The sequence below is a fragment of the Thalassomonas sp. M1454 genome, assembly GCF_007097525.1.
In the GTDB taxonomy this organism is placed as follows: Bacteria; Pseudomonadota; Gammaproteobacteria; order Enterobacterales; family Alteromonadaceae; genus Thalassotalea_A.
The window spans coordinates 1-24,307 of the sequence record NZ_VKDD01000010.1; the positions used below are offsets into that span (position 1 = coordinate 1).

At 37.7% G+C, this 24,307-nt stretch carries 23 protein-coding genes and 2 rRNA genes; 11 read left to right on the plus strand and 14 right to left on the minus strand.

Going from position 1 to position 24,307, the window contains the following annotated elements:
* Positions 1–209: GTP-binding protein (locus tag FNN08_RS15950; protein ID WP_260679372.1), on the minus strand; the 209-nt coding region annotated here is incomplete at its 3' end.
* Positions 210–593: 384 nt separating this feature from the next.
* Between FNN08_RS15950 and fusA the strand changes: the two genes are divergently transcribed.
* Positions 594–2,681 (plus strand): elongation factor G, encoded by a 2,088-nt coding sequence (gene fusA, locus FNN08_RS15955; protein ID WP_143587493.1) that lies wholly within the window; start codon positions 594–596, stop codon positions 2,679–2,681.
* Between the two features lie 389 nt (positions 2,682–3,070).
* On the opposite strand, the gene pepB is transcribed toward fusA, so the two are convergent.
* The gene (gene pepB, locus FNN08_RS15960) at positions 3,071–4,363 is read right to left on the minus strand and encodes an aminopeptidase PepB (RefSeq protein ID WP_143587494.1); all 1,293 of its coding nucleotides are present in this window, start codon (positions 4,361–4,363) and stop codon (positions 3,071–3,073) included.
* A 134-nt stretch (positions 4,364–4,497) separates the two neighbouring features.
* Here pepB and sfsA point away from each other — a divergent pair, with 134 nt between their 5' ends.
* Positions 4,498–5,205, plus strand: coding sequence for a DNA/RNA nuclease SfsA (sfsA, locus tag FNN08_RS15965; protein WP_143587495.1), 708 nt, complete (start codon positions 4,498–4,500; stop codon positions 5,203–5,205).
* A 6-nt stretch (positions 5,206–5,211) separates the two neighbouring features.
* Here the strand turns inward: sfsA and FNN08_RS15970 are convergent, their stop codons facing one another.
* Positions 5,212–6,018 carry a sugar phosphate isomerase/epimerase family protein gene (locus FNN08_RS15970; RefSeq protein WP_143587496.1) on the minus strand — a complete coding sequence of 269 codons (807 nt, stop codon included), beginning with the start codon at positions 6,016–6,018 and terminating at the stop codon, positions 5,212–5,214.
* Between the two features lie 380 nt (positions 6,019–6,398).
* Between FNN08_RS15970 and dksA the strand changes: the two genes are divergently transcribed.
* The 6 genes from dksA to panC all read left to right on the plus strand — a co-directional run bounded on the left by dksA (position 6,399) and on the right by panC (position 11,554).
* Positions 6,399–6,848 (plus strand): RNA polymerase-binding protein DksA, encoded by a 450-nt coding sequence (gene dksA, locus FNN08_RS15975; protein WP_143587497.1) that lies wholly within the window; start codon positions 6,399–6,401, stop codon positions 6,846–6,848.
* A gap of 7 nt (positions 6,849–6,855) precedes the next feature.
* A complete protein-coding gene (gluQRS, locus tag FNN08_RS15980) occupies positions 6,856–7,770 on the plus strand; it encodes a tRNA glutamyl-Q(34) synthetase GluQRS (protein WP_143587498.1) in 915 nt (304 codons plus the stop codon).
* A 191-nt stretch (positions 7,771–7,961) separates the two neighbouring features.
* Positions 7,962–9,338: a polynucleotide adenylyltransferase PcnB gene (gene pcnB / locus FNN08_RS15985; protein ID WP_260679373.1), complete on the plus strand. Its 1,377-nt coding sequence runs from the start codon at positions 7,962–7,964 to the stop codon at positions 9,336–9,338.
* Between the two features lie 3 nt (positions 9,339–9,341).
* Positions 9,342–9,833: a 2-amino-4-hydroxy-6-hydroxymethyldihydropteridine diphosphokinase gene (gene folK / locus FNN08_RS15990; RefSeq protein WP_143587499.1), complete on the plus strand. Its 492-nt coding sequence runs from the start codon at positions 9,342–9,344 to the stop codon at positions 9,831–9,833.
* Positions 9,834–9,910: 77 nt separating this feature from the next.
* Positions 9,911–10,705, plus strand: coding sequence for a 3-methyl-2-oxobutanoate hydroxymethyltransferase (gene panB / locus FNN08_RS15995; RefSeq protein ID WP_143587500.1), 795 nt, complete (start codon positions 9,911–9,913; stop codon positions 10,703–10,705).
* 3 nt (positions 10,706–10,708) lie between these two features.
* Complete coding sequence (gene panC, locus FNN08_RS16000; RefSeq protein ID WP_143587501.1) at positions 10,709–11,554, plus strand: pantoate--beta-alanine ligase; 846 nt, start codon at positions 10,709–10,711, stop codon at positions 11,552–11,554.
* Between the two features lie 81 nt (positions 11,555–11,635).
* On the opposite strand, the gene panP is transcribed toward panC, so the two are convergent.
* The 4 genes from panP to FNN08_RS16020 all read right to left on the minus strand — a co-directional run bounded on the left by panP (position 11,636) and on the right by FNN08_RS16020 (position 15,725).
* A complete protein-coding gene (gene panP, locus FNN08_RS16005; RefSeq protein WP_143587502.1) occupies positions 11,636–13,270 on the minus strand; it encodes a pyridoxal-dependent aspartate 1-decarboxylase PanP in 1,635 nt (544 codons plus the stop codon).
* A gap of 81 nt (positions 13,271–13,351) precedes the next feature.
* The gene (locus tag FNN08_RS16010; RefSeq protein WP_143587503.1) at positions 13,352–14,014 is read right to left on the minus strand and encodes a tRNA (guanine(46)-N(7))-methyltransferase TrmB; all 663 of its coding nucleotides are present in this window, start codon (positions 14,012–14,014) and stop codon (positions 13,352–13,354) included.
* Positions 14,014–14,784, minus strand: a complete 771-nt coding sequence (locus FNN08_RS16015) for an ABC transporter permease (RefSeq protein WP_143587514.1) — start codon at positions 14,782–14,784, stop codon at positions 14,014–14,016. Before FNN08_RS16015 ends, FNN08_RS16010 begins: the two co-directional genes overlap by 1 nt.
* A 2-nt stretch (positions 14,785–14,786) precedes the next feature.
* Positions 14,787–15,725, minus strand: a complete 939-nt coding sequence (locus FNN08_RS16020) for an ABC transporter ATP-binding protein (protein ID WP_143587504.1) — start codon at positions 15,723–15,725, stop codon at positions 14,787–14,789.
* An 87-nt stretch (positions 15,726–15,812) separates the two neighbouring features.
* Between FNN08_RS16020 and FNN08_RS16025 the strand changes: the two genes are divergently transcribed.
* Positions 15,813–16,298 carry a hypothetical protein gene (locus FNN08_RS16025; protein WP_143587505.1) on the plus strand — a complete coding sequence of 162 codons (486 nt, stop codon included), beginning with the start codon at positions 15,813–15,815 and terminating at the stop codon, positions 16,296–16,298.
* A gap of 63 nt (positions 16,299–16,361) precedes the next feature.
* Here FNN08_RS16025 and FNN08_RS16030 read toward each other — a convergent pair whose 3' ends face one another.
* On the minus strand, positions 16,362–17,723 hold the full coding sequence (locus tag FNN08_RS16030) for an MFS transporter (protein ID WP_143587506.1): 1,362 nt from the start codon (positions 17,721–17,723) through the stop codon (positions 16,362–16,364).
* A 98-nt stretch (positions 17,724–17,821) separates the two neighbouring features.
* The gene (locus FNN08_RS16035; RefSeq protein ID WP_143587507.1) at positions 17,822–18,214 is read right to left on the minus strand and encodes an acyl-CoA thioesterase; all 393 of its coding nucleotides are present in this window, start codon (positions 18,212–18,214) and stop codon (positions 17,822–17,824) included.
* 87 nt (positions 18,215–18,301) lie between these two features.
* Here FNN08_RS16035 and FNN08_RS16040 point away from each other — a divergent pair, with 87 nt between their 5' ends.
* The gene (locus FNN08_RS16040; protein WP_143587508.1) at positions 18,302–18,997 is read left to right on the plus strand and encodes a 2OG-Fe(II) oxygenase; all 696 of its coding nucleotides are present in this window, start codon (positions 18,302–18,304) and stop codon (positions 18,995–18,997) included.
* A gap of 33 nt (positions 18,998–19,030) precedes the next feature.
* Positions 19,031–20,884, plus strand: a complete 1,854-nt coding sequence (locus FNN08_RS16045) for a M14 family metallopeptidase (protein WP_143587509.1) — start codon at positions 19,031–19,033, stop codon at positions 20,882–20,884.
* Between the two features lie 34 nt (positions 20,885–20,918).
* Here the strand turns inward: FNN08_RS16045 and pssA are convergent, their stop codons facing one another.
* The 5 genes from pssA to FNN08_RS16070 form a co-directional block, all read right to left on the minus strand.
* Positions 20,919–22,262 carry a CDP-diacylglycerol--serine O-phosphatidyltransferase gene (gene pssA, locus FNN08_RS16050; protein WP_143587510.1) on the minus strand — a complete coding sequence of 448 codons (1,344 nt, stop codon included), beginning with the start codon at positions 22,260–22,262 and terminating at the stop codon, positions 20,919–20,921.
* Between the two features lie 166 nt (positions 22,263–22,428).
* The gene (locus FNN08_RS16055) at positions 22,429–23,037 is read right to left on the minus strand and encodes a hypothetical protein (RefSeq protein WP_143587511.1); all 609 of its coding nucleotides are present in this window, start codon (positions 23,035–23,037) and stop codon (positions 22,429–22,431) included.
* A gap of 88 nt (positions 23,038–23,125) precedes the next feature.
* The gene (locus FNN08_RS16060; RefSeq protein ID WP_143587512.1) at positions 23,126–23,572 is read right to left on the minus strand and encodes a hypothetical protein; all 447 of its coding nucleotides are present in this window, start codon (positions 23,570–23,572) and stop codon (positions 23,126–23,128) included.
* Between the two features lie 391 nt (positions 23,573–23,963).
* Positions 23,964–24,078 (minus strand): 5S ribosomal RNA (gene rrf, locus FNN08_RS16065).
* A 130-nt stretch (positions 24,079–24,208) separates the two neighbouring features.
* A 23S ribosomal RNA gene (locus tag FNN08_RS16070) occupies positions 24,209–24,307 on the minus strand; the annotation flags it as partial.

The window sequence follows — 24,307 nt, forward strand, 5'->3', positions numbered from 1 at the left end:
TATTCGATGTGAGAAGTATTGATTGTAATACCACGCTCACGCTCTTCTGGAGCGTTATCGATTTGTGCGAAATCACGAACTTCACCACCGTGAACTTTAGTTAAAACTGCTGAGATTGCAGCTGTTAAAGTTGTTTTACCATGGTCAACGTGTCCGATTGTACCAACGTTTACATGTGGTTTCGAACGTTCAAATTTTTCTTTAGCCATTTTAAAATACCTATAAAGTTATATAAACGGGTGGTGCCCGATGTTTTCTTAAATTAAGTTTAAAGTCCTGTAAAATCGCGTTTTTATACTTATAAAAACAACTTAGTAATACTAGGAGTCTTTTTACAGGGGCACAATTTAGCAAACTCTTTAGATATTGTCTAAACTTTATGCTTTTCTAGGGCGAATTTTCTATAAAAAGTTGAAAAAACATAAAAATATGGCTTAAAACCGCCGGTATTTATAAGTTTTTGCAACAAGTTGATTATTTTTTATCAAATTTTGATGTTAGTTGTGTTCAACTAATGTATAATCCGCCCAAATTTTTTTAACGTAACTATTCATCACGTAGTAGTAACTATTCATTTAGACAAGAGTATTGAAATGGCAGATTTATCAAAATACAGAAATATTGGTATTTTCGCTCACGTTGATGCGGGTAAAACCACAACAACTGAACGAATCCTAAAACTTACAGGTATGATCCACAAAATCGGTGAAGTTCACGATGGTGAATCTACTACCGATTTCATGGAACAAGAAGCTGAGCGCGGTATTACTATCCAATCTGCTGCTGTAACATGTGAATGGAAAAAGCACCGTTTTAACGTAATCGACACTCCTGGTCACGTTGACTTCACAGTAGAAGTTTACCGTTCATTAAAAGTTCTTGATGGTGGTATTGGTGTATTCTGTGGTTCTGGTGGTGTTGAGCCGCAATCAGAAACTAACTGGCGTTACGCGAACGAGTCTAAAGTTGCTCGTTTGATCTTCGTAAACAAATTAGACCGTTTAGGTGCTAACTTCTACCGAGTTAAAGACCAAGTAGAAAACGTATTAGGCGCTCGTTCACTAGCGATGACTTTACCAATCGGTGAAGAAGATGATTTCGTAGGTGTAGTTGATGTATTAACTCAAAAAGCTTACTACTGGGATGATTCAGGTCAACCAGAAAACTACGAAGTTAAAGACATCCCAGCTGATATGGTTGACGATGCTGCAGCTTACCGTGAAGAAATGATTGAGACAGCTTTAGAAGCTGACGAAGATTTATTAATGGAATACCTAGAAGGTGAATTAGAGCCTTCAATCGAGCAAATTAAAGCTTGTATCCGTAAAGGTACTAACGAATTATTATTCTTCCCTACTTTCTGTGGTTCTGCTTTCAAGAACAAAGGTATGCAACTTCTTCTTGACGCTGTTGTTGATTACTTACCTTCACCAACTGAAGTTCCACCTCAACCGTTAACTGACGAAGAAGGTGAACCAACAGGCGAATTCGCTTTAGTAGATGCTGAAGAACCATTCCGCGCGTTAGCATTCAAAATTATGGATGACCGTTTCGGTGCATTAACTTTCGTACGTGTTTACTCAGGTAAGCTAAATAAAGGTGATACAGTTCTTAACTCATTCACTGGTAAAACTGAACGTATCGGCCGTATGGTTGAGATGCAAGCAGAAGATCGTACAGAACTTAGCTCTGCACAAGCTGGTGATATCTTAGCTATCGTTGGTATGAAGAACGTTCAAACTGGTCACACTTTATGTTCAGTTAAAGAACCATGTACTCTTGAAGCTATGGTATTCCCAGAGCCAGTAATCTCAATCGCTGTTGCACCTAAAGATAAAGGTGGTTCAGAGAAAATGGGTATCGCTATCGGTAAGATGGTTGCTGAAGATCCAACGTTTAAAGTTGAAACTGATGAAGATTCAGGTGAAACAATTTTACGTGGTATGGGTGAGCTTCACTTAGATATCAAAGTAGATATCCTTAAGCGTACTTACGGCGTTGAATTAAACGTTGGTAAGCCACAAGTTGCTTACCGTGAAACTATCACTCAAGCAATTGAAGATAGCTACACGCATAAGAAACAATCTGGTGGTTCAGGTCAATTCGGTAAGATCGATTACCGCATCAAGCCAGGTGAACCAGGTTCAGGTTTCGTTTTCACTTCATCTGTTGTTGGTGGTAACGTTCCTAAAGAATTCTTCCCTGCTGTAGAGAAAGGTTTCAAATCTATGATGGATACTGGTGTATTAGCTGGTTTCCCTGTATTAGACGTTGAAGTTGAATTATACGACGGTGGTTTCCACGCAGTCGATTCATCTGCTGTTGCTTTCGAAATCGCTGCTAAAGGCGCTTTCCGTCAGTCAATTCCAAAAGCTGGTGCTCAATTAATCGAACCTATCATGAAGGTTGACGTATTCACTCCAGAAGATCACGTTGGTGATGTTATTGGTGACTTAAACCGTCGTCGTGGTATGATCAAAGACCAAGAAGCTGGTACTACTGGTGTTCGCATTAAAGCAGACGTACCTCTTTCAGAAATGTTCGGTTACATCGGATCTCTACGTACAATGACATCAGGTCGTGGTCAATTCTCAATGGAATTCTCTCACTACATGCCTTGTCCTAACAACGTAGCAGAAACAGTAATCGCTGAAGTTAAAGAGCGTAACGCTAAGAAATAATTAGATTTTCTAATTAATTCTAACAAAAGGTCGCGATTGCGACCTTTTTTATTGTCTGAAATAAAGAGCAGAGCAGGAAGGTGATGTACATGGCATATTGCCTTGTCCCCTCTCAACAAAATCGTAGCAGAAACAGTTATCGCTGAAGTTAAAGAGCGTAACGCTAAGAAGTAATTAGGTTTCTAATTAATTCTAATAAAAGGTCGCAATCGCGGCCTTTTTTATTGTCTAAAATAAAGAAATACTTCTACTGCTTTGTGCCATAAACTGCCAAAAAACAACCAGTTTAAAAGCACCAAAGAAGCATGCACATAATCAGAGAAAAATAAAAAACCACTAGATAGTTGTCTACCTAGTGGTTTAAATAATTTGTATCGATTTAAGCTAGATTACTGTTCAAGTAACAAGCCGGTAATTGTGGCAATACCAGAGCCTGTTGCGCCAGCAGCCCATAAACTAGTGCCGTGTTCATTATAACAAGCGGATAAATCCATATGTAGCCAACCCTTACCTTCATTACCCACAAAGCGTGCTAAGAAGCCTGCAGCATTACTTGCGCCACCGGCACCGCCACCTTTTTGTGTTGTCGAGTTAGCTGTATCGGCAAACGCTGAAGAGCATTTAGCGCTATGGAATTCTTCAAGAGGTAACTGCCAAGCAGGGTCATTTTGTGCTTTAGCCACAGCTTGAGCTTTAGCTACGATAGAATCATCTAAAGCAAATAATGCATTATATTCACCACCTGTTGCATTCATTGCTGCGCCAGTTAATGTTGCTGCATCGATGATCATTTCACCATTGTTCTCTGTTGCAGCAATAAGGCCATCGGCTAATACCAGTCGCCCTTCGGCGTCAGTGTTCGCGATTTCTACCGTAGTGCCATTTTTATAAGTGAGGATATCACCAAGTTTAAAGGCAAAACTACTTACCATATTCTCAGCACAACACAGGATTAGCTTCACTCGTTTATTTAGCCCTGATTTAATCGCTAGCGCTAATGCAGCAGTAACTGTCGCAGCTCCGCCCATGTCACATTTCATCGAAAACATACCAGCACTTGGCTTAATTGAATAACCGCCAGAATCAAAGGTAATGCCTTTACCAACTAAGGTTGTAAATACTGGAGCATTGACGTCGCCTGAAGGGTTATAGTCAAGCATAAGCATTACAGGCTTGTTAATGCTACCTTTACCAACGTTATACGTACCTGTCCAACCTTGCGCTTCTAATTCTTTATCAGCAATGATTTCAGCGCTTACGACATCTGGCGCTAAACCTTTAATGTAAGTCAATGCACTTTGAGCTAGTGTTTCAGGCACTAACGCAGAAGGAGATAAGTTAATTAATTCTTTAGCCCAAGCGGAAACTTCTTGTTTATCAGTTAAACGTTTTATTGCTTCGTCGCTGCCTGTAAATTCAACCGCGGCTAATTTACCTACTTTGCTAAACCCTTGCGCAAATGCCCATTGGCTTTGTTCACACCAGTTATCACCAATTAATTTTGCTTGCTTAACGCCTAATGCATCTACCTTGCGAGCTGCTTGTTGAATTTTTCTCAAGTTACTTTGATTGTCACCATCAATAACTATCGAAATTTCTTCTCCATTGAAAGTTAATGGGCCTGCTGATTGCCAGTTAGTTGCTTTTTCTGAAGTAAGTTTAATAAGTGCTGTATGCGACATAGGATACCTTTTGGAGATTGTATGACCTGTAAATCAGGTGAATTGGCATAATAGTATACATTAGGAATTAATATGCAAATTTAAAAAGTATGTTAAATTAGCATCCTCGTAAAATATTCAGCACAGACAATCAGATGATATTCACTCCTCCTTTACAAAAAGCCACTTTAATTAAGCGCTATAAGCGTTTTTTAGCCGACGTTATACTTGAAGACGGTAGCCAAACGACGCTGCACGTTTCAAATACAGGAGCTATGTCTGGATGCGCGGAGCCTGGTGATATTATATGGTATAGCACTTCCGATAACCCAAAACGTAAATACCAATACAGTTGGGAGTTAACTCAAACTAAAGCAGACCATATGATTTGTGTAAATACTATTCGAGCGAATCAATTAGTTGAAGAGGCTATTAATAGTAATCAAATAACAGAGTTATCTGGTTATGCTAAGTTACAGCGAGAAGTAAAATACGGCAGTGAAAATAGTAAAATTGATTTTTTATTAAGTGACGGAGGGCTTGCTGACGCTTATGTTGAGGTAAAAAGTGCAACTTTATTAGATAATAATCAAGGTTTTTTCCCTGATGCAGTAACTACTCGCGGGCAAAAGCATTTACGCGAATTAATGGATGTTGCTCAATCAGGTAAGCGAGCGGTATTACTCTTTGCAGTACTGCACTCTGGCATTGAGTCTGTCAAAGCGGCAAGCCATATAGATAAAAAATATGGTGAATTAATTCAGCAAGCGCTAAGTGCTGGGGTTGAGATAATCGTCTATAAAGCCACTATTAGCCCTGAAAAAATATCTCTTGAAAATCAATCATCATTTATCGCCAGCTAATTATGCTTAAGATTGTTTAGGAAAAAGTTGACGCAGGCCATCTAAATTTTGCTGTAAAATAACTGCTGGGTCGCCACCTTTAACATGCCCTAAAAGCCCAAAAGGCCCTTGATAATTTAAATCTAAAAGTAATTGGATCATCTCTTGCTCTAGGTTTCCTTCACCTAGAGTTACTATTTTGGGGCCATCGGATTTCATACCATTTAAATTAACGCACCAAAGATAAGGCATAAGCATTTTAATATTCTTGTTATAATCATTCAAAGTGTCATGCCCATGATGAAAATTAAAGACAACGCCAATATCATGTTTTGGTAGAGAGTTGATTATCTTTATTTGATTTTCAGGTTTACCAAACCAACCACCATGATTATAAAGAGCAACTTTAGAGCCTAAGGAGCTAGCCCTTTTAGAAAGATATGACACCATTTCAACCGCCTCTTTCAAAGCTTGTTGGTTGGATAAATTTTGAAAATATTTAGGATCAAAGCCCACCCATATTTGGGTATGTAAATTAACTGCAGCTAGGTTTTCAAAAACAGCTTCGGTTTGTTCCCTTAATGAACCCGGTTTATCTTTAGCAAGGTTGATGTATAACCACACGGCTTTAATATCGATGCCCTTTTCTTTAGCTAATTGCCACTCATGTTTCATAGTTGGTATATGTTTTAAGCGATGGCCGTAGGCGTATTGTTTAAAACCTAGCTCTTCTAACATAGCTAATCTTTGTTCAGGCGTTCTTTCTTTAACATCAAACCCTACAATTGACCATGGTATAAGGTTATCTTGTTTAAAAGGTGTTTGTTTTTCCACAATGGTATCTTGGCATGCGCTTAATAAAAAACACAATAAAATGACCAAGGCATATGATTTTATAACCATCACGCAATACCAACCTATAGACTTAAAAACATTATATATTACTGATTCTGTTTGATTTTAATATCAATAGCAATTAACTTTACAAAGCTCAGGTTACTGTTGGCAAAAATAAATTTTTAAATAAAGTATATTTACCCTTGATATTGTTTATTGGTGTCCATATATAGCCTCTTTACGGGAAGTTGAGTTATTTACAGCTAATAAAAAGAAATTTTAATTGCGCGCAATGATTGCCCAGATTAAAAGATTCTGTTATAGATACTCAATTACATTTATCGCTATTCGAATTAGGTAGTTTTAGGAGATTCGGCATGCCGACCAACAAACCAAACAAAGCCATAGGCATTCTAGCTCTTGCGGGTGTTAGCCCATACGTAGAGAAAGCTGGTGAAGAATACATGAACCCAGCTCAAGAAGATCACTTTAAAAAGATCCTTGAAGCATGGCGAGTACAGTTACGTGAAGAAGTAGATCGCACAGTAACTCATATGCAAGACGAAGCTGCAAACTTCCCAGATCCAGTAGATCGTGCAGCACAAGAAGAAGAGTTCTCATTAGAATTACGTACTCGAGATCGTGAACGTAAATTAATTAAGAAAATTGAAAAGACATTACAATTAATTGAAGATGAAGATTTTGGCTTCTGTAACTCTTGTGGTATCGAGATTGGCATAAAGCGTTTAGAAGCTCGCCCAACTGCTGACTTATGTATTGAATGTAAGACATTAGCAGAAATCAAAGAGCGTCAAATGGCAGGTTAATCCTGACATGAATTCTTTGCAATCTTTGCAAACAGTTATTCCAGGGCGGCCACATACTTCGTATCGTGGCCGTTTTGCTCCCTCCCCCTCAGGTTTACTTCATTTCGGTTCATTAGTCGCAGCTTTAGCGAGTTTTCTGCAAGCTAAATCTAAGCAAGGTAAATGGTTAGTCCGTATTGAAGACATAGATAAACCTCGTGAGCTTATTGGTGCCGATAAAGAAATCCTTAAAACTCTTGAAGCATATGGCTTATATTGGGATGAGGAGGTTTTATATCAAAGCAACCAAGCAGAGCTTTATAACGAAGTACTCAACCATTTGCAGCACAACCAACTAAGCTATAACTGTCATTGTACTCGCGCGCAAATAAAGCAATCAGGCGGTGTTTATCTTGGTACCTGTAAAGACTTAAACTTACCCGCAGAAGGTGCGGCAATACGCCTAAAAAATCAATTTCCCTACACTGAGTTTATTGATGGCTTACAGGGAAAGGTTATTGTTAATAGTGGGTTAGCAAAAGAAGATTTTATCATTCATCGCCGTGATGGTTTGTTTGCCTACCAACTTGCCGTTGTTGTTGATGATATATATCAAGGCATCACAGAAGTTGTTAGAGGTTGTGATCTGTTAGAGCCAACAGCAAGGCAACTAACTTTATTTAAAACTCTTAACGCCCATCAGCCAAATTACTTACATGTACCACTAGCTATTACCGAACAAGGTTATAAGCTCAGTAAGCAAAATGCAGCGCCTGCAATTGATAACAATAATCCACAACCGGCATTAATACAGGCCTTACAATTTTTAGGGCAAAACCCTGAACCAGCTCTTATGAAAAGCTCTGTTGATGAAATAATTCAATGGGCAATAAGTAACTGGCAGGTTAATAGCATCCCTAAAAAGCAGGAAATTATGCTATAAAGCGCGAATAACTCACGGTTTTCGTTCTCTTTTTAAGCACTTTCATATATTATTGCGCCCCATACCAATTCTATCGTTTTTGGTATCATTAACTACACTAAATAGCAGATTAAAAAATCGTTAAATGATTGTCGATGCTATTATAGATTGAGGATTAAGCTATTAAAGCAATTACTAGGTTTGTAAAGTCCATGCTTGGAAAAACAACCAAAGCCACTACTTCACCACTTGTTATTGAACGAGGTGGCCATACTGTATCGCGTAAGAACATCAGTGATAATGCGCTGAAAGTTTTATATCGCCTAAATAAAGGTGGCTACGACGCTTATCTTGTTGGTGGTGGCGTGCGTGATATTTTATTAGGACAACAACCTAAAGACTTTGATATTGCAACTAATGCTACGCCAGAGCAAATAAAAGCTCTATTTAGAAATTGCCGTCTGATTGGACGCCGATTTAGATTAGCTCATATTGTTTTTGGTCGAGATATTATCGAGGTAGCTACGTTCCGTGGTCACCATGACAATGCCGATAATAAAAGTAGCGTAAAGAAAGACTCTGCTAATAAAAATGCTAAAAAACAGCATTCAAAGCAATCTGAACATGGCATGTTATTACGAGATAATATCTATGGCACCATTGAAGAAGATGCCGAGCGCCGTGACTTCACGATTAACTCGCTTTACTACTCAGCACGTGATTTTAAAATCTATGACTTTGCTAATGGTTTAGCAGATATCGAGAAAAAACAAATTCGATTAATAGGCGATCCTGAAACGCGCTACCGTGAAGATCCTGTACGTATGCTTAGAGCAATTCGTTTTGCCACTAAGCTTGATATGAAGATTCATAAAGATACTGCAAGTCCAATCCCAACTCTTGCTCCTCTTATGGCGAATATTCCAGCAGCCCGCATGTTTGAAGAATACTTAAAATTATTCTTAGGCGGCAAAGCACAAGCAAACTTCCATTTATTGGCAGAAAACAATTTACTGCAATATTTCTTTCCGCAAATGAGCCAAATATTAGCAGCAAATAGCAATAAAGCCGCAATAGCCTTTATTGAGCAAGTATTAATAAACACTGACAAGCGTATCAATGATGGTTTACGTGTAACCCCAGCATTTTTACTTGCAGCAGTAATTTGGTATAGCTTAGAAGAGAATATTAATGCCTTAATGGTTGGTAATACCATGGCGCCACAAGATGCATTTTTTGCTGCTATGCATGAAATTATGGCTGAGCAGCAACGTTGTGTCGCTATTCCAAAACGTTTCCAATTACCAATGAAAGACATTTGGATTTTGCAGCAAAAATTACACCGCAGAGAAGGTGCTAAAGCATTTAAACTTTTAGAGCATCAACGTTTTCGAGCCGCTTATGATTTCTTATTAATACGTGCCCAAGTTGAAGGCGGCGAATTACAGGAATTAGCTGATTGGTGGACAAACTTCCAAGAAGCGTCTCCTGATACCCAGCAACAAATGGTTAAAAGTGTACGAGGCCCGCGTTCGAATAGTAGACGCAGAGCACCGCGTAAACGCAGAAAGCCGAGTGCACCTGAATAGCTTATGAGTACCGTTTATATCGGCTTAGGCAGTAACTTAGATAACCCTGCACAGCAATTACAAGGTGCGGTGGATAGTTTAAAAAGCTTGCCTGAAACTAAATTTATACTAGCTTCATCTTTATTTTCAAGTAAACCTATGGGGCCGCAAGATCAACCAGACTATATGAATGCAGTTGTATGTATAGAAACTGAGTTATCACCACTGGCCTTATTAGATCAATTACAAGCAATCGAACTTGCCTTTGGGCGTGTTCGCAAAGATGAACGTTGGGGAGCAAGAGTTCTCGATTTAGATATTTTATTAATTGATGATTTAGTTATCGAGAATGAACGTTTAACTGTACCTCATTACGGTATGAAAGTTCGAGAGTTTGTGATTTACCCATTAGCACAAATTAATCCTGAATTAGTACTGCCAGACGGTTCAAATGTTACACAATTGCAAGAAAAAATTGACGATAATGGGCTAATCATTGTTGGTGAGTTGCGATAAGGTCTCATCTATGAGATCGTACGCAAACTTTAATCGTGTTGTATTAAACACTGAAATAAAACATAAAGACTTTTATTATGAGTAGAATAACCGTAAGTACCTTGCAAAAGATGAAAGCTGCAGGCGAAAAAATATCTTCAATTACCGCTTATGACGCAAGCTTTGCCCATGTCTTTGATGAAGCCGGTATGCATGTAATGCTAGTAGGTGACTCATTAGGAATGGTACTACAAGGCCATTCTGACACATTACCTGTAAGTATTGATGATATTGCTTACCATACCCAATGTGTACGCCGAGGCGCTGCTAAAACATTATTAATTGCAGATATGCCTTTTATGAGTTACGCAACTAAGGAGCAAACCTTTAGTAATGCCGCTAAGCTAATGCAAGCAGGCGCTAATATGGTAAAAGTTGAAGGTGGCGACTGGTTATTTGAAACAATTCAAGGCTTAGTTGAGCGTAGTGTTCCTGTATGTGGACATTTAGGTTTAACTCCTCAATCAGTTAACGTATTTGGTGGCTTTAAAGTACAAGGTCGCGACAGCGAAAAAGCCCAAGAAATGATTGAGCATGCTAAGCAATTAGAGCTAGCAGGTATTCAACTTCTTGTGCTTGAATGTATTCCTACTGAGCTAGCGAAAGCGATTACTGAAGCGGTAAATATCCCGGTTATAGGTATTGGTGCTGGTAACGTTACTGATGGCCAAATCTTAGTAATGCATGATGCCCTTGGCATCTCTTTCGGCAAAACTCCAAAATTCTCACGTAACTTCTTAGCTGAAACAGGCGATGTTCATAAAGCAGTTGCTCTTTACATGAGTGAAGTATCAGCTGGTAACTTCCCAAGCGATGAACACAGTTTTAATTAAGTCATGCAAACAGTAGAAAATATACAAGAGCTTCGCGCGCAAATTACACAATGGCGTCAGCAGGGCTTTAAAATAGCTTTTGTGCCAACTATGGGTAATCTGCACGATGGTCATATCTCTTTAGTGGATGAAGCACATAAGCATGCCGATAAAATCGTGGCCAGCATTTTTGTTAATCCAATGCAATTTGGCGCTAATGAAGATATCGACAAATACCCGCGTACATTAGAAGATGATAAAGCACGCTTAGTCCAAGCTAATACCGATTTATTATTTACGCCAACACCAGAGATCATTTACCCTAAAGGGCTAGATAAACAAACGTTTGTTGAAGTACCAGATGTATCTGATGGCTATTGTGGTGAATCAAGACCGGGTCATTTCCGCGGTGTTTCTACTATTGTTTGTAAACTATTCAATTTGGTGCAACCAGATGTTGCTTGCTTTGGCTTAAAAGATTATCAGCAAGTACAAGTGATCCAATTGATGGTTGAAGATTTATCAATGCCAATCGAAATTATTCCTGTTGAAACAAAACGAGAAGCATCTGGCTTAGCCATGAGTTCTCGTAATACTTATTTAACTGCTGAAGAAAAAATTATTGCTGCGCACTTAAATAAAACAATGCGTTGGGTTGCCGAGCAAGTTCAGTTTAATAAAGATTACAATGATATATCTGCAAAAGCCTATGAGATGATCAACAACGCAGGCATGAAAACAGACTACTTACACATCTGTAACTCTAAAACGTTAAACCCAGCAACAACAGAAGATAAACAGTTAGTTATATTAGCAGCTGCGCATTGTGGTAAAGCTCGTCTAATTGATAATATTTTAGTTAACCTATAACTCTTAGTTGCTAGAAATTAAATAAAAGCCCAATATTGAAAAATATTGGGCTTTTTAATTTTAGTTTAAAATATAGATTTTTTAGCTATTAATGAGCTCAGATAAATTATTACAAATGCTTGCAAACTGCTGTGCAATTTGTTTTTGCTCTTCTAGTATCGACGATAAAATTTCTTCCGTCGTTAACGGGTTTGCTAAGACAACTCTAAACACTGATATTTTTTTCAATAATGGGTTATCAACTTCAATACGAGTGCGAGACACAAACGACTGCCCTGTTTCTCGTTGCTGCTTTTGCATTGCTTGCGTTAATTTATCAAGTTCAATATTAATCGCATATTCTTGCTCTTGTGACGCATTCTTTAGAAACTCTTGCACCGCCTTAGGAACATAACGATAAGTTAATAAGCAAAGCTCTGGCGCGGTTACTAACTGAAAATCATCTTGTTGTGTTATCAGCTTGGCAAAGTATTTAGCTTTGTCGATACTTTGATTAATTAAAAGCTCATAACCAGGTCGGCTGATAACATGCATGCTGGCATATACTAACATCGCCATACCAGGGCGGGAGCCTTCTAAAGTATGACTACCTAAATCTTTAGAGCCTTTACGCAGTATATATTCAGCATGATGCTCTATGGCAGCAACGGCACTTGGGTCTTTAAATACCACTAACCCCGCCCCCATTGGTACATACATTTGTTTATGCGCGTCAATAGTAACGGAATCTGCTAACTCGATGCCATCGAGTAAACCACGGTATTTATTTGATAACAAGGTGGCACCGCCCCATGCTGCATCAACATGGAAGTGGCTGTTATATTTACGTGCGATTGCTGCAACCTTGCGCAATGGGTCAATATTTCCCGTTTCAGTAGTCCCAGCTATGCCAACAATAGACATAACTTTAATATTCTGTTTGGTTAGCTTTGCGCAAGTTTTTTCTAGCTCAGCGCAATCAATACGATTATTGGCATCGGTTTTAATGGCAATCACATTGTCGCGACCAATTCCTAAAATATCAGCAGCTTTTTTTAATGAATAGTGGCCTCGATCTGAGACCAAAATAGCAAGTCCATCATAGTCATAGTGCTTTAATGCTTTAAATAAACCTTCTTGTGCTATGCCTTTAAAGTCACCATCAGCCTTTAAAATTAAGTTTCTTGCAACCCAGAGCGCTGTAATATTGGCAACGGTACCGCCAGAGCAAAAAGCCCCAAGAGAGTGTTCGGCACTATGCATCCATTGTTGGTAAAAATTATCATCTTGTTGATAAACCAAGCGATGCATCATACCTAATACTTGACGCTCAAGCGGAGTAAACGCTTTCGATGTTTCAATCTTTACCAAATTTTGATTTAAGCCCGTCATTAACTTAGACAACGGCAGAATAAAATAAGGTAAGGCCGAGGTCATATGGCCAATAAAGCTGGGAGCAGATGTATGCACCGACTGTGATATTAATTTGTCTAATAAATGATGCGTATGATCAGACACATATTGTGGCTGTTCAGGAATATTTGAATCAGCAAAATCTTTTTCTATTTCAGCTAATGGGCGCTCTTGGGCAGCAATGTGATTGCTTAAAAAACCGTTTAGGTTCTGTGATATTTCAGCTTCTATACGCCCTAAAGTAGAATCAGGAGATTCAGGGATAGTAAAGATTTGGTGTAACGACTCAAGCGAAGCTTGCGCCGGACGTTTATTGTTTGTCATATTGGTAAATATTCAAAATGTAATGCACAGATATTATTCAAAAAACAGGTAGAAATCTGTGCTAATTAGTTATCAACAATACTATGAAATTTTAGCAGTTAATGCCCAACATTGCTGTTCGCTTGCCAAATATTTAGCTTCGAAAGGCGTTAAGGGCTCACCTGCTGGTAATTCATTTAGCTGTGAATCAATATTAGCTAAAGCCATTGCCGCCTGAAACTCTTCCAGATACAAACGCCAATTACTGCGCAGTTCTATAGTTTTTCCTACCTGAATAATGTATGGGAAAACAGCGCTACCATGCCAACGTCTTTTTACATGTTTGGCTTTTGGCCAAGGGTTTGGATATAAAATATAGTGTTTTTCGACAGGCCAATTTTCCTGTACAACCAAACGATAAAAATCATTTAAATCGGCACGCACTAAATGATAGTTTTCCACCTGCCACTGGTCATCAACATTACGAGTAATGCGATTATCCGACTTATCCACACCAATCACCAATGCATCAGGATTTTGCTTGGCGATGATGCGCGTACTTTGGCCAACACCACAACATGAATCAAGGATTATTGGACCATTAAATCCCTGCACTAATTCATTAACCTGATCAAACGCTTGCTGAGTATGCGTAGATATTGGCTTTTTAAATTCTGTAGTTAAGTGCTTATTAACAATATCGGCCAAATTTTCATTGATGCCGTCTTGGTTAGTAATAATTGCTTTTGAATCACCGAATGACATTAGCTTCTTAATCCTATGCCTTTTGAAATAAGCACCATAGCGATAGTAAATAGAGTAACGATAAATGTTAAAATTACCGCAAACGCAACGCTTAAACTGACATCGCTGACACCTAAAAAACCATACCTAAAAGCATTTACCATATAAACGATTGGGTTCACTTGTGATACGCCTTGCCAAAATTCAGGCAACATCTTTATTGAGTAAAATACACCACCTAAATAAGTTAACGGCGTTAATATAAAAGTTGGAATTATTGAAATATCATCATAACTGCCTGCGAAAATAGCATTGATCAAACCACCTAAAGCGAATACCGCCGAAGTTAATGCCACTGTCGTGATAATCACCCAAAAGTTATGAATTTGAATATCAACAAACAATAAAGAAATTAAGGTAACAATCAAGCCAACTAAAATGCCACGAGCCATACCGCCGCCAACATAACCTGCAACAATAACCCAGTTAGGCACGGGTGCTACCAGCATCTCTTCAACATTGCGTTGCCATTTGGCACTAAAAAATGAAGAAGCCACATTTGAATAGGAGTTGGTGATCACCGCCATCATAATTAAACCAGGGACTATAAATGACATGTAGTCAAAGCCGCCCATATTGCCGATACGCGAGCCAATAAGCTCACCAAAAATAACAAAATATAAGCTAATAGTGATTGCAGGAGGTACTAGAGTTTGCACCCAAATACGCATAAAACGATGTACTTCTTTGTGTAAAATACTGCTTAAAGCGATACGATTTCTAAAAGTCATCATTAGTTTACTGCTCCTACTGACGATGCCGATTTATTTGCAGTTAAGTTAACAAATAGTTCTTCTAAGCGGTTTGATTTATTACGCATACTGTTTACGACGATTCCTTGGTCAGTCAATTGGCTAAATACACTATTGATCGATTGCGCCTTATCAACATCAACTTCTAACTTATGCTCATCGATTAATCGAGAGGCAAAACCATTTAATACAGGAGCATTGCTACTAGCTTCAATGTCAAAGACAAAGGTTTCAATATGCAAAGACGCAAGTAATGACTTCATGCTGGTATTTTTGATAATTGTGCCATTATCGATAATCGCAATATTGCGACAAAGCATTTCTGCTTCTTCTAAATAATGAGTAGTTAAGATAATTGTTATACCTTGTGCGTTTAACTCGCGTAAGTAGTCCCACATATGGCGACGAAGCTCGATATCTACCCCAGCAGTTGGCTCATCAAGGATAAGAACTTTTGGTTCATGCATTAAAGCACGAGCGATCATTAAACGTCTTTTCATACCGCCAGAAAGATTACGAGATGGCTCATTGCATTTATCCCATAAATCTAACTGTTTAAGGTATTTTTCAGCGCGTTGTATTGCAACTTTTCGAGGTACACCATAATACCCTGCTTGGTTTACCAAAATTTTCATCGGCGCTTCAAACTGATTAAAGTTAAATTCTTGTGGCACTAAACCTAAGAAACTTTTCGCGGTATCGAGTTCTTTATCAATGTCGTGACCAAATACCTTAACTAAACCTTCGGTTTTATTTACTAAAGAAGTAATAACACCAATTGTGGTAGATTTCCCTGCGCCATTAGGGCCAAGTAAAGCAAAGAAATCTCCCTGTTCAACGGTAAGATTTAATCCCTTAACTGCTTGAAATCCACCCTTGTAGGTTTTTTTTAAGCCAGTAATTTCCAAAGCTGGTTGCATAATAAGTTTACTCTCGCGAGAATCAGTTTAATCGAATGAATTACTGCTATTATACTTACTTATTCAGCAAAGGTTTAATTAAAAAGTATGTTTGATAAACAAAAGTTGCTAGTAAAGATCATCGAAAAGCTACAACAAGAACTTGATAACGCAGTATTTGCTGCAGAAACGGCTAGAACTGACGCTACCGACGATCAAAGCGTAGCAGAAACTCAGTATGACACTTTAGGCATTGAAGCCTCATATTTAGCCCATGGGCAATCTGAGCGGGCAGAAAAATTAAAACAGCAAATTAACCAATATAAAAAACTCAAGGTGGCTGACTTTAATACTAATGATGAAATTGCTATTGGCTGTTTAATTAAACTCAGTGGTTTCAATCAGCAGAGGCTGTACTTTATTGGGCCAAGTGCAGGCGGGATAAAATTTAGCATAGACGCGCAAGAAGTTTTAATTATCACTCCCCAAGCACCTATAGCTAAAGAGTTAATTGGCAAGTACCAATTTGATCAGATAACAATGCCGGGGAAATCTTTAGATGATGAGGGAATTGAAATACTTGCCGTATATTAAACATAATACCAAGAGCATTAATTAACTTGGTATTATTACGACAAGTAATCTGATTTAGCGAGGTTAAGCTAAAATTGCGCGTACTTGCTCAATATCAACAATCGCATCATCTAACTTTAAATAAGCAACAGAATCTGAATAGACGATAGTTGATTCAAGCACGCCTGGCACTTTAGATAATTCATTGGCAATTTGTTGAGCATGGGCTTCATCATTAAAATTAACCGAAAAGCTTAAACTCTTCGATTTCTTCACTGCTGGCATACCTAATGCCACGAAAAACCAAAAAACTAATAATAATGCACAAAATAGAAATACAGCACCATCATCAAAATAGGTTTGTACTATGCCACCTGCAACACCACCACAGAAAGCACCAAAAAATTGACAGCTAGAATACATGCCCATTGCCGAGCCTTTTTCTCCAGCAGGAGCAATTCGCGATAAGGTTGAAGGCATAGTCGCTTCTAAATAGTTAAATGCCGTGAAAAACATCATCACTAAAACCACCATTATCCATAAACTATCATGACTCAGCCATAGTGTAGTTAACGCAATCGTCATTAAAATAATAGCTGCGCAAAATACCTGTTTCTCTTTTTGCTTCTTAATAGCCCAAATCATAAATGGCACCATAAAGACAAAAGAAACTAATAATGCAGGTAAATACAACTGCCAATGATCGCTTACGGCAAAACCAACATCTGTAAGCATTATAGGCAAAGAAACAAACATGGCAGTTAGTGCTAAATGCAGAACGAATACACCGAAATTAATACGGAATAATTGTGCATCTTTTGCAAGATTGAATAGTTTACTTGGGATTGGTAGTAAATCACCAGGTGGTGCACTATTAACCGAGTTAGGTACAACAAAAACCACTAAGCCAATACCGACAACAGCCAAAATAGCGGTAAGGTAAAATAAGCCCGACAAGCCAAAACTATCTGTTACCAATGGACCTAACACCATAGCAATAGCAAAGGATAGGCCGATAAACATACCAATAGTTGCCATCACCTTTGGGCGATGCTCTTCACGACTCAAGTCAGCTGCTAGCGCTAAGGTTGCACTAGCTATAGCTCCCATACCTTGTATAGCCCTACCTATGACTACGCCATAAACAGAGTCAGATAAACCCGCAATAATACTACCAATACAAAATACAATTAAACCGGAAATAATAATGGGTTTACGACCAAATTTATCCGATAAGATCCCCATAGGAATTTGCAGCACTGCTTGGGTAAAACCATAAGCGCCAATAGCTAATCCTAGCCACATAGGACTATAGCCTTGAAGCTCAACACCATAGATGGCAAACACAGGTAAAATCATAAACAAGCCAATCATGCGCATACCAAATACTGTGGCAAGCGAGAGCGAGGCTTTCTTTTCTATACTGTTTAATCCGGTTACATTCATTTTATTATTGGTTATTCATTGAGATGATATAAAAACTCGCACATTTTAACACGGATAAGGAATAAAGCATCTGATAAAAGCTTACTGCTGCAGTAAAGTTATACAAATAAATGCAGCTCTAGTTGCTTGCGAATATTATCGCTGATCGGTTTAGCCTTTTGGCTTTGATAGCAAAAATTTACCATTACAGCATTACCACTCGCACAAAGCTTTTGTTGCTGCCACAGTTCTTGATAAACGACAAATGAACTATTGCCAACTTTCTTAATATAAGATTTAACTTCTATATCATGATCAAAATACATCTGCGCATGAAACTCTACATCCATTTTTGCGAGTATTACCGGCCACTTTTGTAGGTTAAGTGTAGGCATAAAGATTTTAAAAATAGGGTTTCTTGCTCCCTCAAACCAAACAGGGATCATAGTATTGTTTATATGACCCAGGGCATCCGTGTCACTAAAACGAGGAGTAATTTTTTCACTAAACATAATTGCCTATTACTGAGTTTTATTTTTATAGTTAATTTAGCAGAATTAAGGCATAGTGCCGATATAAATGATTAAAAGAAATACATTATGACCGATTTTATTGAAGTTTATGACAACGCTTTGACTACCGATTTTTGTCAAAAATTTATTAAGCAATTTGATAGCAGCAAGCATCAAACACCTGGACTCACAGGTGGTGGTTTAGACAAAACGAAAAAGCATAGTAAAGACATTTATTTAAATGAACATGAAGAATTTTATCCTGCATTACAAACAGTATTGCAAGCAACAACTCATTGTTTAAAAGATTATATTAGTAAATATATTTTTAGTTTGATTGGTGGCATTTCATTAACCTTAAACCATCCGACTACAGGCAAACCTGCACAATTAACTGTAGAGAATTTTGCAGAAGTTGGTGAGCCAAACATTATGAACTTGATTCAATATCTATTCAGACTAGACCCAATCAATGCGCAAAAATACGATAAAGGTATTGGCAATTATAGCCATTGGCACTCTGAGATATATCCACAACCAAATGAAAATAAATCACTACACCGAGTGCTATTATTTTTAATTTATTTAAACGATGTAGAAGAAGGTGGTGAAACTGAGTTTTATCATCAAAAACGAATTGTTAAACCAAAAGCGGGAAGTATCGTTATTGCTCCTTGTGGATTTACGCACACTCATAGGGGAAACATTCCTATCTCCAATGATAAATACGTATTAACTTCATGGATGCTATATAATCCAGCTGAAAAAATTTACACAAAATAAAATTAACATCATTATAAATTAGCAGGGCTTACTGTGAACTCTCGATACACTCAAATACTCCTAATTCTTATTACTCTATTGTTAAGCCAATTAGCTTGGGCTGATGATTCTATTTTACCTCCTATTAAAAACTTCCAAGGTGCTAGTTTAGAGTTAATCCAAGGTGCAGATAATCCATGGCAAACCCCTGCTGAAAAAACGGGTTTAACGTCAACTCCCAATTATAAAGACAGTGTTGAATATTTAACAAAATTAGTAAAATCAGATCCAAGACTTACCATGCAATCGCTAGGGAAAAGTCCGCAAAATAGAGATATATGGTTAGTAGTAGCATCTACTGATGGGGCTTCAAATGCAAAACAGTTAAGTGCAAACAAGAAACCTACGTTACTTATCCAAGCAGGTATTCATGCCGGAGAAATTGACGGTAAGGATGCTGGCTTAATGATACTAAGAGATATAGTAAAAGGGGATAAAGCTCATCTATTAGAACAAGTTAATATCCTATTCTTGCCTATTTTAAATGTTGACGGGCACGAGAGGAGCTCTGAGTTTAACCGCGTAAATCAACGTGGTCCTAAAAATATGGGCTGGAGAACTAACTCTCAAAATTTAAATTTGAACCGTGACTTTGCTAAAGCAGATACGATTGAAATACAAATTTTGATGCAAACCATCAATGAATGGCAACCGAGCTTATATTTTGATGTTCATGTAACTGATGGTGAAGATTATCAATACGATATCACCTACGGGTTCAATGGTGAACATGCTGACTCACCTGCAACTAGTAAATGGCTTGCTGAAACATTCACCCCTTATGTAAATAACGATCTAGCAAAAAATGGTCATAGAGGTAACCCTTTAGTTTTTGGCTTAGATAGTATGGATTTCAATAAAGGATTGTTTGGTTGGACTGCCGGTTTACGTTTTAGTAATGGTTGGGGAGATACTCGCCATTTACCAACTATTTTGGTTGAAAACCACTCTTTAAAACCATACAAGCAAAGAGTCCTAGGTACTTACGTATTTATTGAATCTAGCCTAAAACTGTTAGCGAAACAGCATAAACAACTAGCTTTAGCAGTAGAAAAAGATAGCTCTTCTCGCCCTGAGGTTCTTACTTTAGCTTGGGATCTTGATAAAAAAAATCCAACCTATGATAACTTCTTAGGAATTCAGTACGAGAAAAAAACTGACACTCTAACCGGTATTGAATACATTGCATGGACCGGAAAAGAAAAAACTTATAAAGATTATCCAACATTTTGGGCAAGACTACCTAAAGTAACTGTACAGGTGCCGAAAGCTTATTACATACCGCCTCAATACCAGGAGGTAATATCACGTCTGCAGACTCAAGGAGTTAAGTTTGAAACTCTCATGAAAAATACTGAAGTGCATACCACTCAGCTTATTGCTGTTGATCCAAGCTTTGGCAGTAAACCTTTTGAAGGTCATATGACAGCTAGCGCATCTTTTGATCAAGTAGAAATAACAACCGTATTACCTAAAGGCACGATTAAGGTAGTAACAGATCAGACTTTGGGAAGGTTGGCTGTCGCTTTGCTTGATCCAAGAGGCCCTGATTCTTATTTTAGCTGGGGCTTCTTTAATCAAATGTTCCAACGTACTGAATATATTGAAAGTTATGTAATGGTACCGCTAGCAAAGAAAATATTAGCAAATGATGATTCGCTTAAAAAAGAATTTTTAGCTGCATTCCCTGAACAAGATACTAAATCAACAAAAGATGGAAATAAAAGTCCAGGGAGCTTAAATGAATTATTTGCGAGCAAACCCGGCGAGAAAATGCAGTGGTTATATCAGCGTTCTAAATACCATGATAATGAATACTTAAAGTATCCAGTACTACTTAGTTATTAAATTAAAACTTAATGGCATCAGAAGTTAAAGCGGTTTATAGGAACCGCTTTAATATTCTATCAAACTGCGTAAGGTTAATTTTTCTCAATAACTCTCTAGGCTTATCAGGATAATCGTGTATTGATTCAATATCAGACAAGGAGTTTACCCTTTGCGTATTAGATAAGATTAACTCAAGCTCTTTATGCCATTGCGGGATTAAAGTTTTATCTCTGTCGATTATCAATAAACCATTTTCAAGATCTAAACTCCAAGCTCTTGGGTTTAAATTACTACCGGTGATCAAATGATATTTATCGTCTGAAACCACACCTTTTAGGTGAAAGCTATTCGTTCCATCTTTCCATAAATGTAGGTTTAATTGGCCTTTATCTATATACGCTTGATTTCGTTTTATAAATCTACCAAGTAATGTTTCATAAATATAAGGAACAATACCTATAGTTGAGAACTTTTCAGGATCCGCTACATAAAAATCATTCGCAGTTTTATCACCAACGACAATAGTTACTTGAACGCCTTTTTTAAGTGCTCTTCTTAGGTCTGCAGCCAGTGCTTTTGGAAAATTGAAGTAAGGAGTGAACACCACAAGTTTATTTTCAGCACTTTTAAACACTTTTCGTGCAGTTGAATTTAACTGGTTGCCACGAGCCCCTAACCCTGCAAAAGGTATAACCAACATATCTTTAGCTGTAGCAGTAGGGTTACTTACTTTATATTGGGCGCGTTTTAATAAGCCTTTAAGCTGTTTTATCGTTGATTTAAGGGCTTTCTTTGTAGGTACATTATCTTGGTTTATGCGAGGCGCTAAAGCGGAATCAACAAAACACTCATTAAGGTAGTTAACAAAGCTATCGGCTAATGCAGAGCTATTGAATTTGTGGAAACGGTCACAGCGATATTTATCACCTACGTGTAAATAAACATCGTTGATACTCGCACCACTAAAAAGCAACGTATTATCAAAGACAAAACCTTTTAAATGTAAAACCCCTAGAAACTCTTTTTGCTTAACGGCAACACCGTAAATATTAATGTCGTGCTCATATTGCTCAGACAGATCTAAGTAAAGTTGGCGATTACCGAGTGATTTTTTCTCTCCAATCAAACCACGTTGGGCTCTATGGAAATCAACAAATATACAAACATCTAAGCTGGGATTATCTTGCTTAGCTTGAAAAATCGCATGCAAAATTTCACGACCGGCTTCATCGTCTTGCAGATATAGAGCAGTTAAATAAATTCGTTGTTTCGCCGTCTTAATGAGCGTTAACAATTGCTGATGAAAATCTTTAGACGAATATATAAACTCAACATCATCTGCAGATAATGGCACTGAGTTTTGTATGGAAAATTTGCTGTTACGGGAAAAAATCATCGAGTTTATTATTAATAAGTTATGACTTGATTATAAACGCAATCTTGTAGAAAAAGAAGTAACGACTTGACGATTATAATTTCAAGTTGTTCTGAGCCCCATAATACAACAGCACAGCAAAATGGAGTGAATTACTTCAGATGACTTAAACCTAGTAAAGTACATGTTAGCAAGGCCTTATCATCATAGCCCCTATTACGCATCCAATAAGGTAAAAAAATCCATTTACAGCTCTTAATACAATATTAGAATTATCCGAATTCTTATTTTCATCGTTTAACCCTTCACTAAACACAACTAACTTATCAACCTCATCTACAGGTAAAAGCACGTTGTGTTGGCCCATAATGAAATCTTTATTAGCTTCCTTTAGCAAGAGCAGATAAGCATCATCACCTAAATGCACTTCTATCAATGAAAACTTGGGAAGGCTTAAATTTTCCAATACACTTTTATCCGTTATAACATAAGGTTCAGATTCAATATCATCAGGTAAAGAGTGACTAGAAAACTTTCCCCATCTTAAAACTGCTATTTTAGTTATATCTTTTTTCCTAATTTGCTTCTTTCTTAACGTTAAAACAAATTCGTCTGTAATATCTTTAATTACAACCTTGTAGGGCACTTCATCTACAAATAAAATGACAAATGAATTTATAGGCAGAGTATCTTTATTTATTTCATCCGAAGAATATATGTCAAAAATCTCAGCAGGAACATTAGCCTGTTGCGGTATGGTATTAGAAGAGCATGCTATAACATTACACGAAAACATTAGTATAAAAATTAGCCTAATATACATATTTTAATCAGCCTTAATGACTAAATCAAACCACAAAAGCCTTAGCTGTGCTTTTGCTAAGTTAAACTTCGCAATCATAAAATTCAGCTCTAAAAAATTGATGCTCCTCAGAGTATGGGTGACTAACTAATACTGCATTAGCATTAAATGCCAAAGCTAAGGCTTTAGCTTCTAACAGTACTTGAATTGCAGTTTTGTTATATTGGCTATCAATATATTTGTAGCCAGAATAATAGTACCCCGCAATCTTAGGTACTTTGCATTTAGCTTCATTTCCTGTGGTGAGCAAAATTATAGAATTTAAATCAATTTTATCTACCCGTTTAATTCTTGTGAAAAACGTGCCTTTTTTATAATAAACATTGTTAACTTTCAAATATTTAATGGTACATGACTCACCTGAGCACCACTCTTCTGCATCATAAAAAGCCTTGGCTGGTTGTGGAATAAGTTTATAAAATCCACAACCAGAAATTAAAAGAACACAGATCAGAAATAATATTTTCATACACGGATTATAGCAGGGTGCAATATAATCACATCTCATGGACTAAAAATGGGAAGGTTACAGGAGGGTTACAACACTTTTTGGGACGGTACCTAAATAACATACGGTTTCGGTAAAAATGGCTACAAAAAAGGGTACCCTTTTGGATACCCTTTTTCATTTTCAATAGGAGTCTGGCAATGACCTCGGCTCTGGCATCCTGCTTCACCCTGCCTCCTCCATCCATAGAGTAGTACTCTCACATGGGAACTCCCACACTACCATCGGCGCTACTGCGTTTCACTTCTGTAGGTTTTGGTATAGCGCATGGGTATTATCCCATGCGACTCAGAATCAGATTCTTAAAAGTAAAAAAGCCCTTAGCGTTAGCTAAGGGCTTTTCGAAATAGGAGCCTAGCGATGACCTACTCTCACATGGGAACCCCCACACTACCATCGGCGCTACTGCGTTTCACTTCTGAGTTCGGCATGGGATCAGGTGGTTCCACAGTGCTATTGTCGCTAGACAAAAACATGTACAATTTTGAAAGCTGTATTAATGACTTACTCAAGTCGTATTCTTTAATGCGTGAATGTGTTTCCACATTTTTCTTTGTCAGACCATACAGTCTCAAACGAAAACCGCTTGGGTGTTGTATGGTTAAGCCTCACGGGCAATTAGTATCAGTTAGCTCAATCCCTCACAGGACTTACACACCTGACCTATCAACGTTGTAGTCTCCAACGACCCTTTAG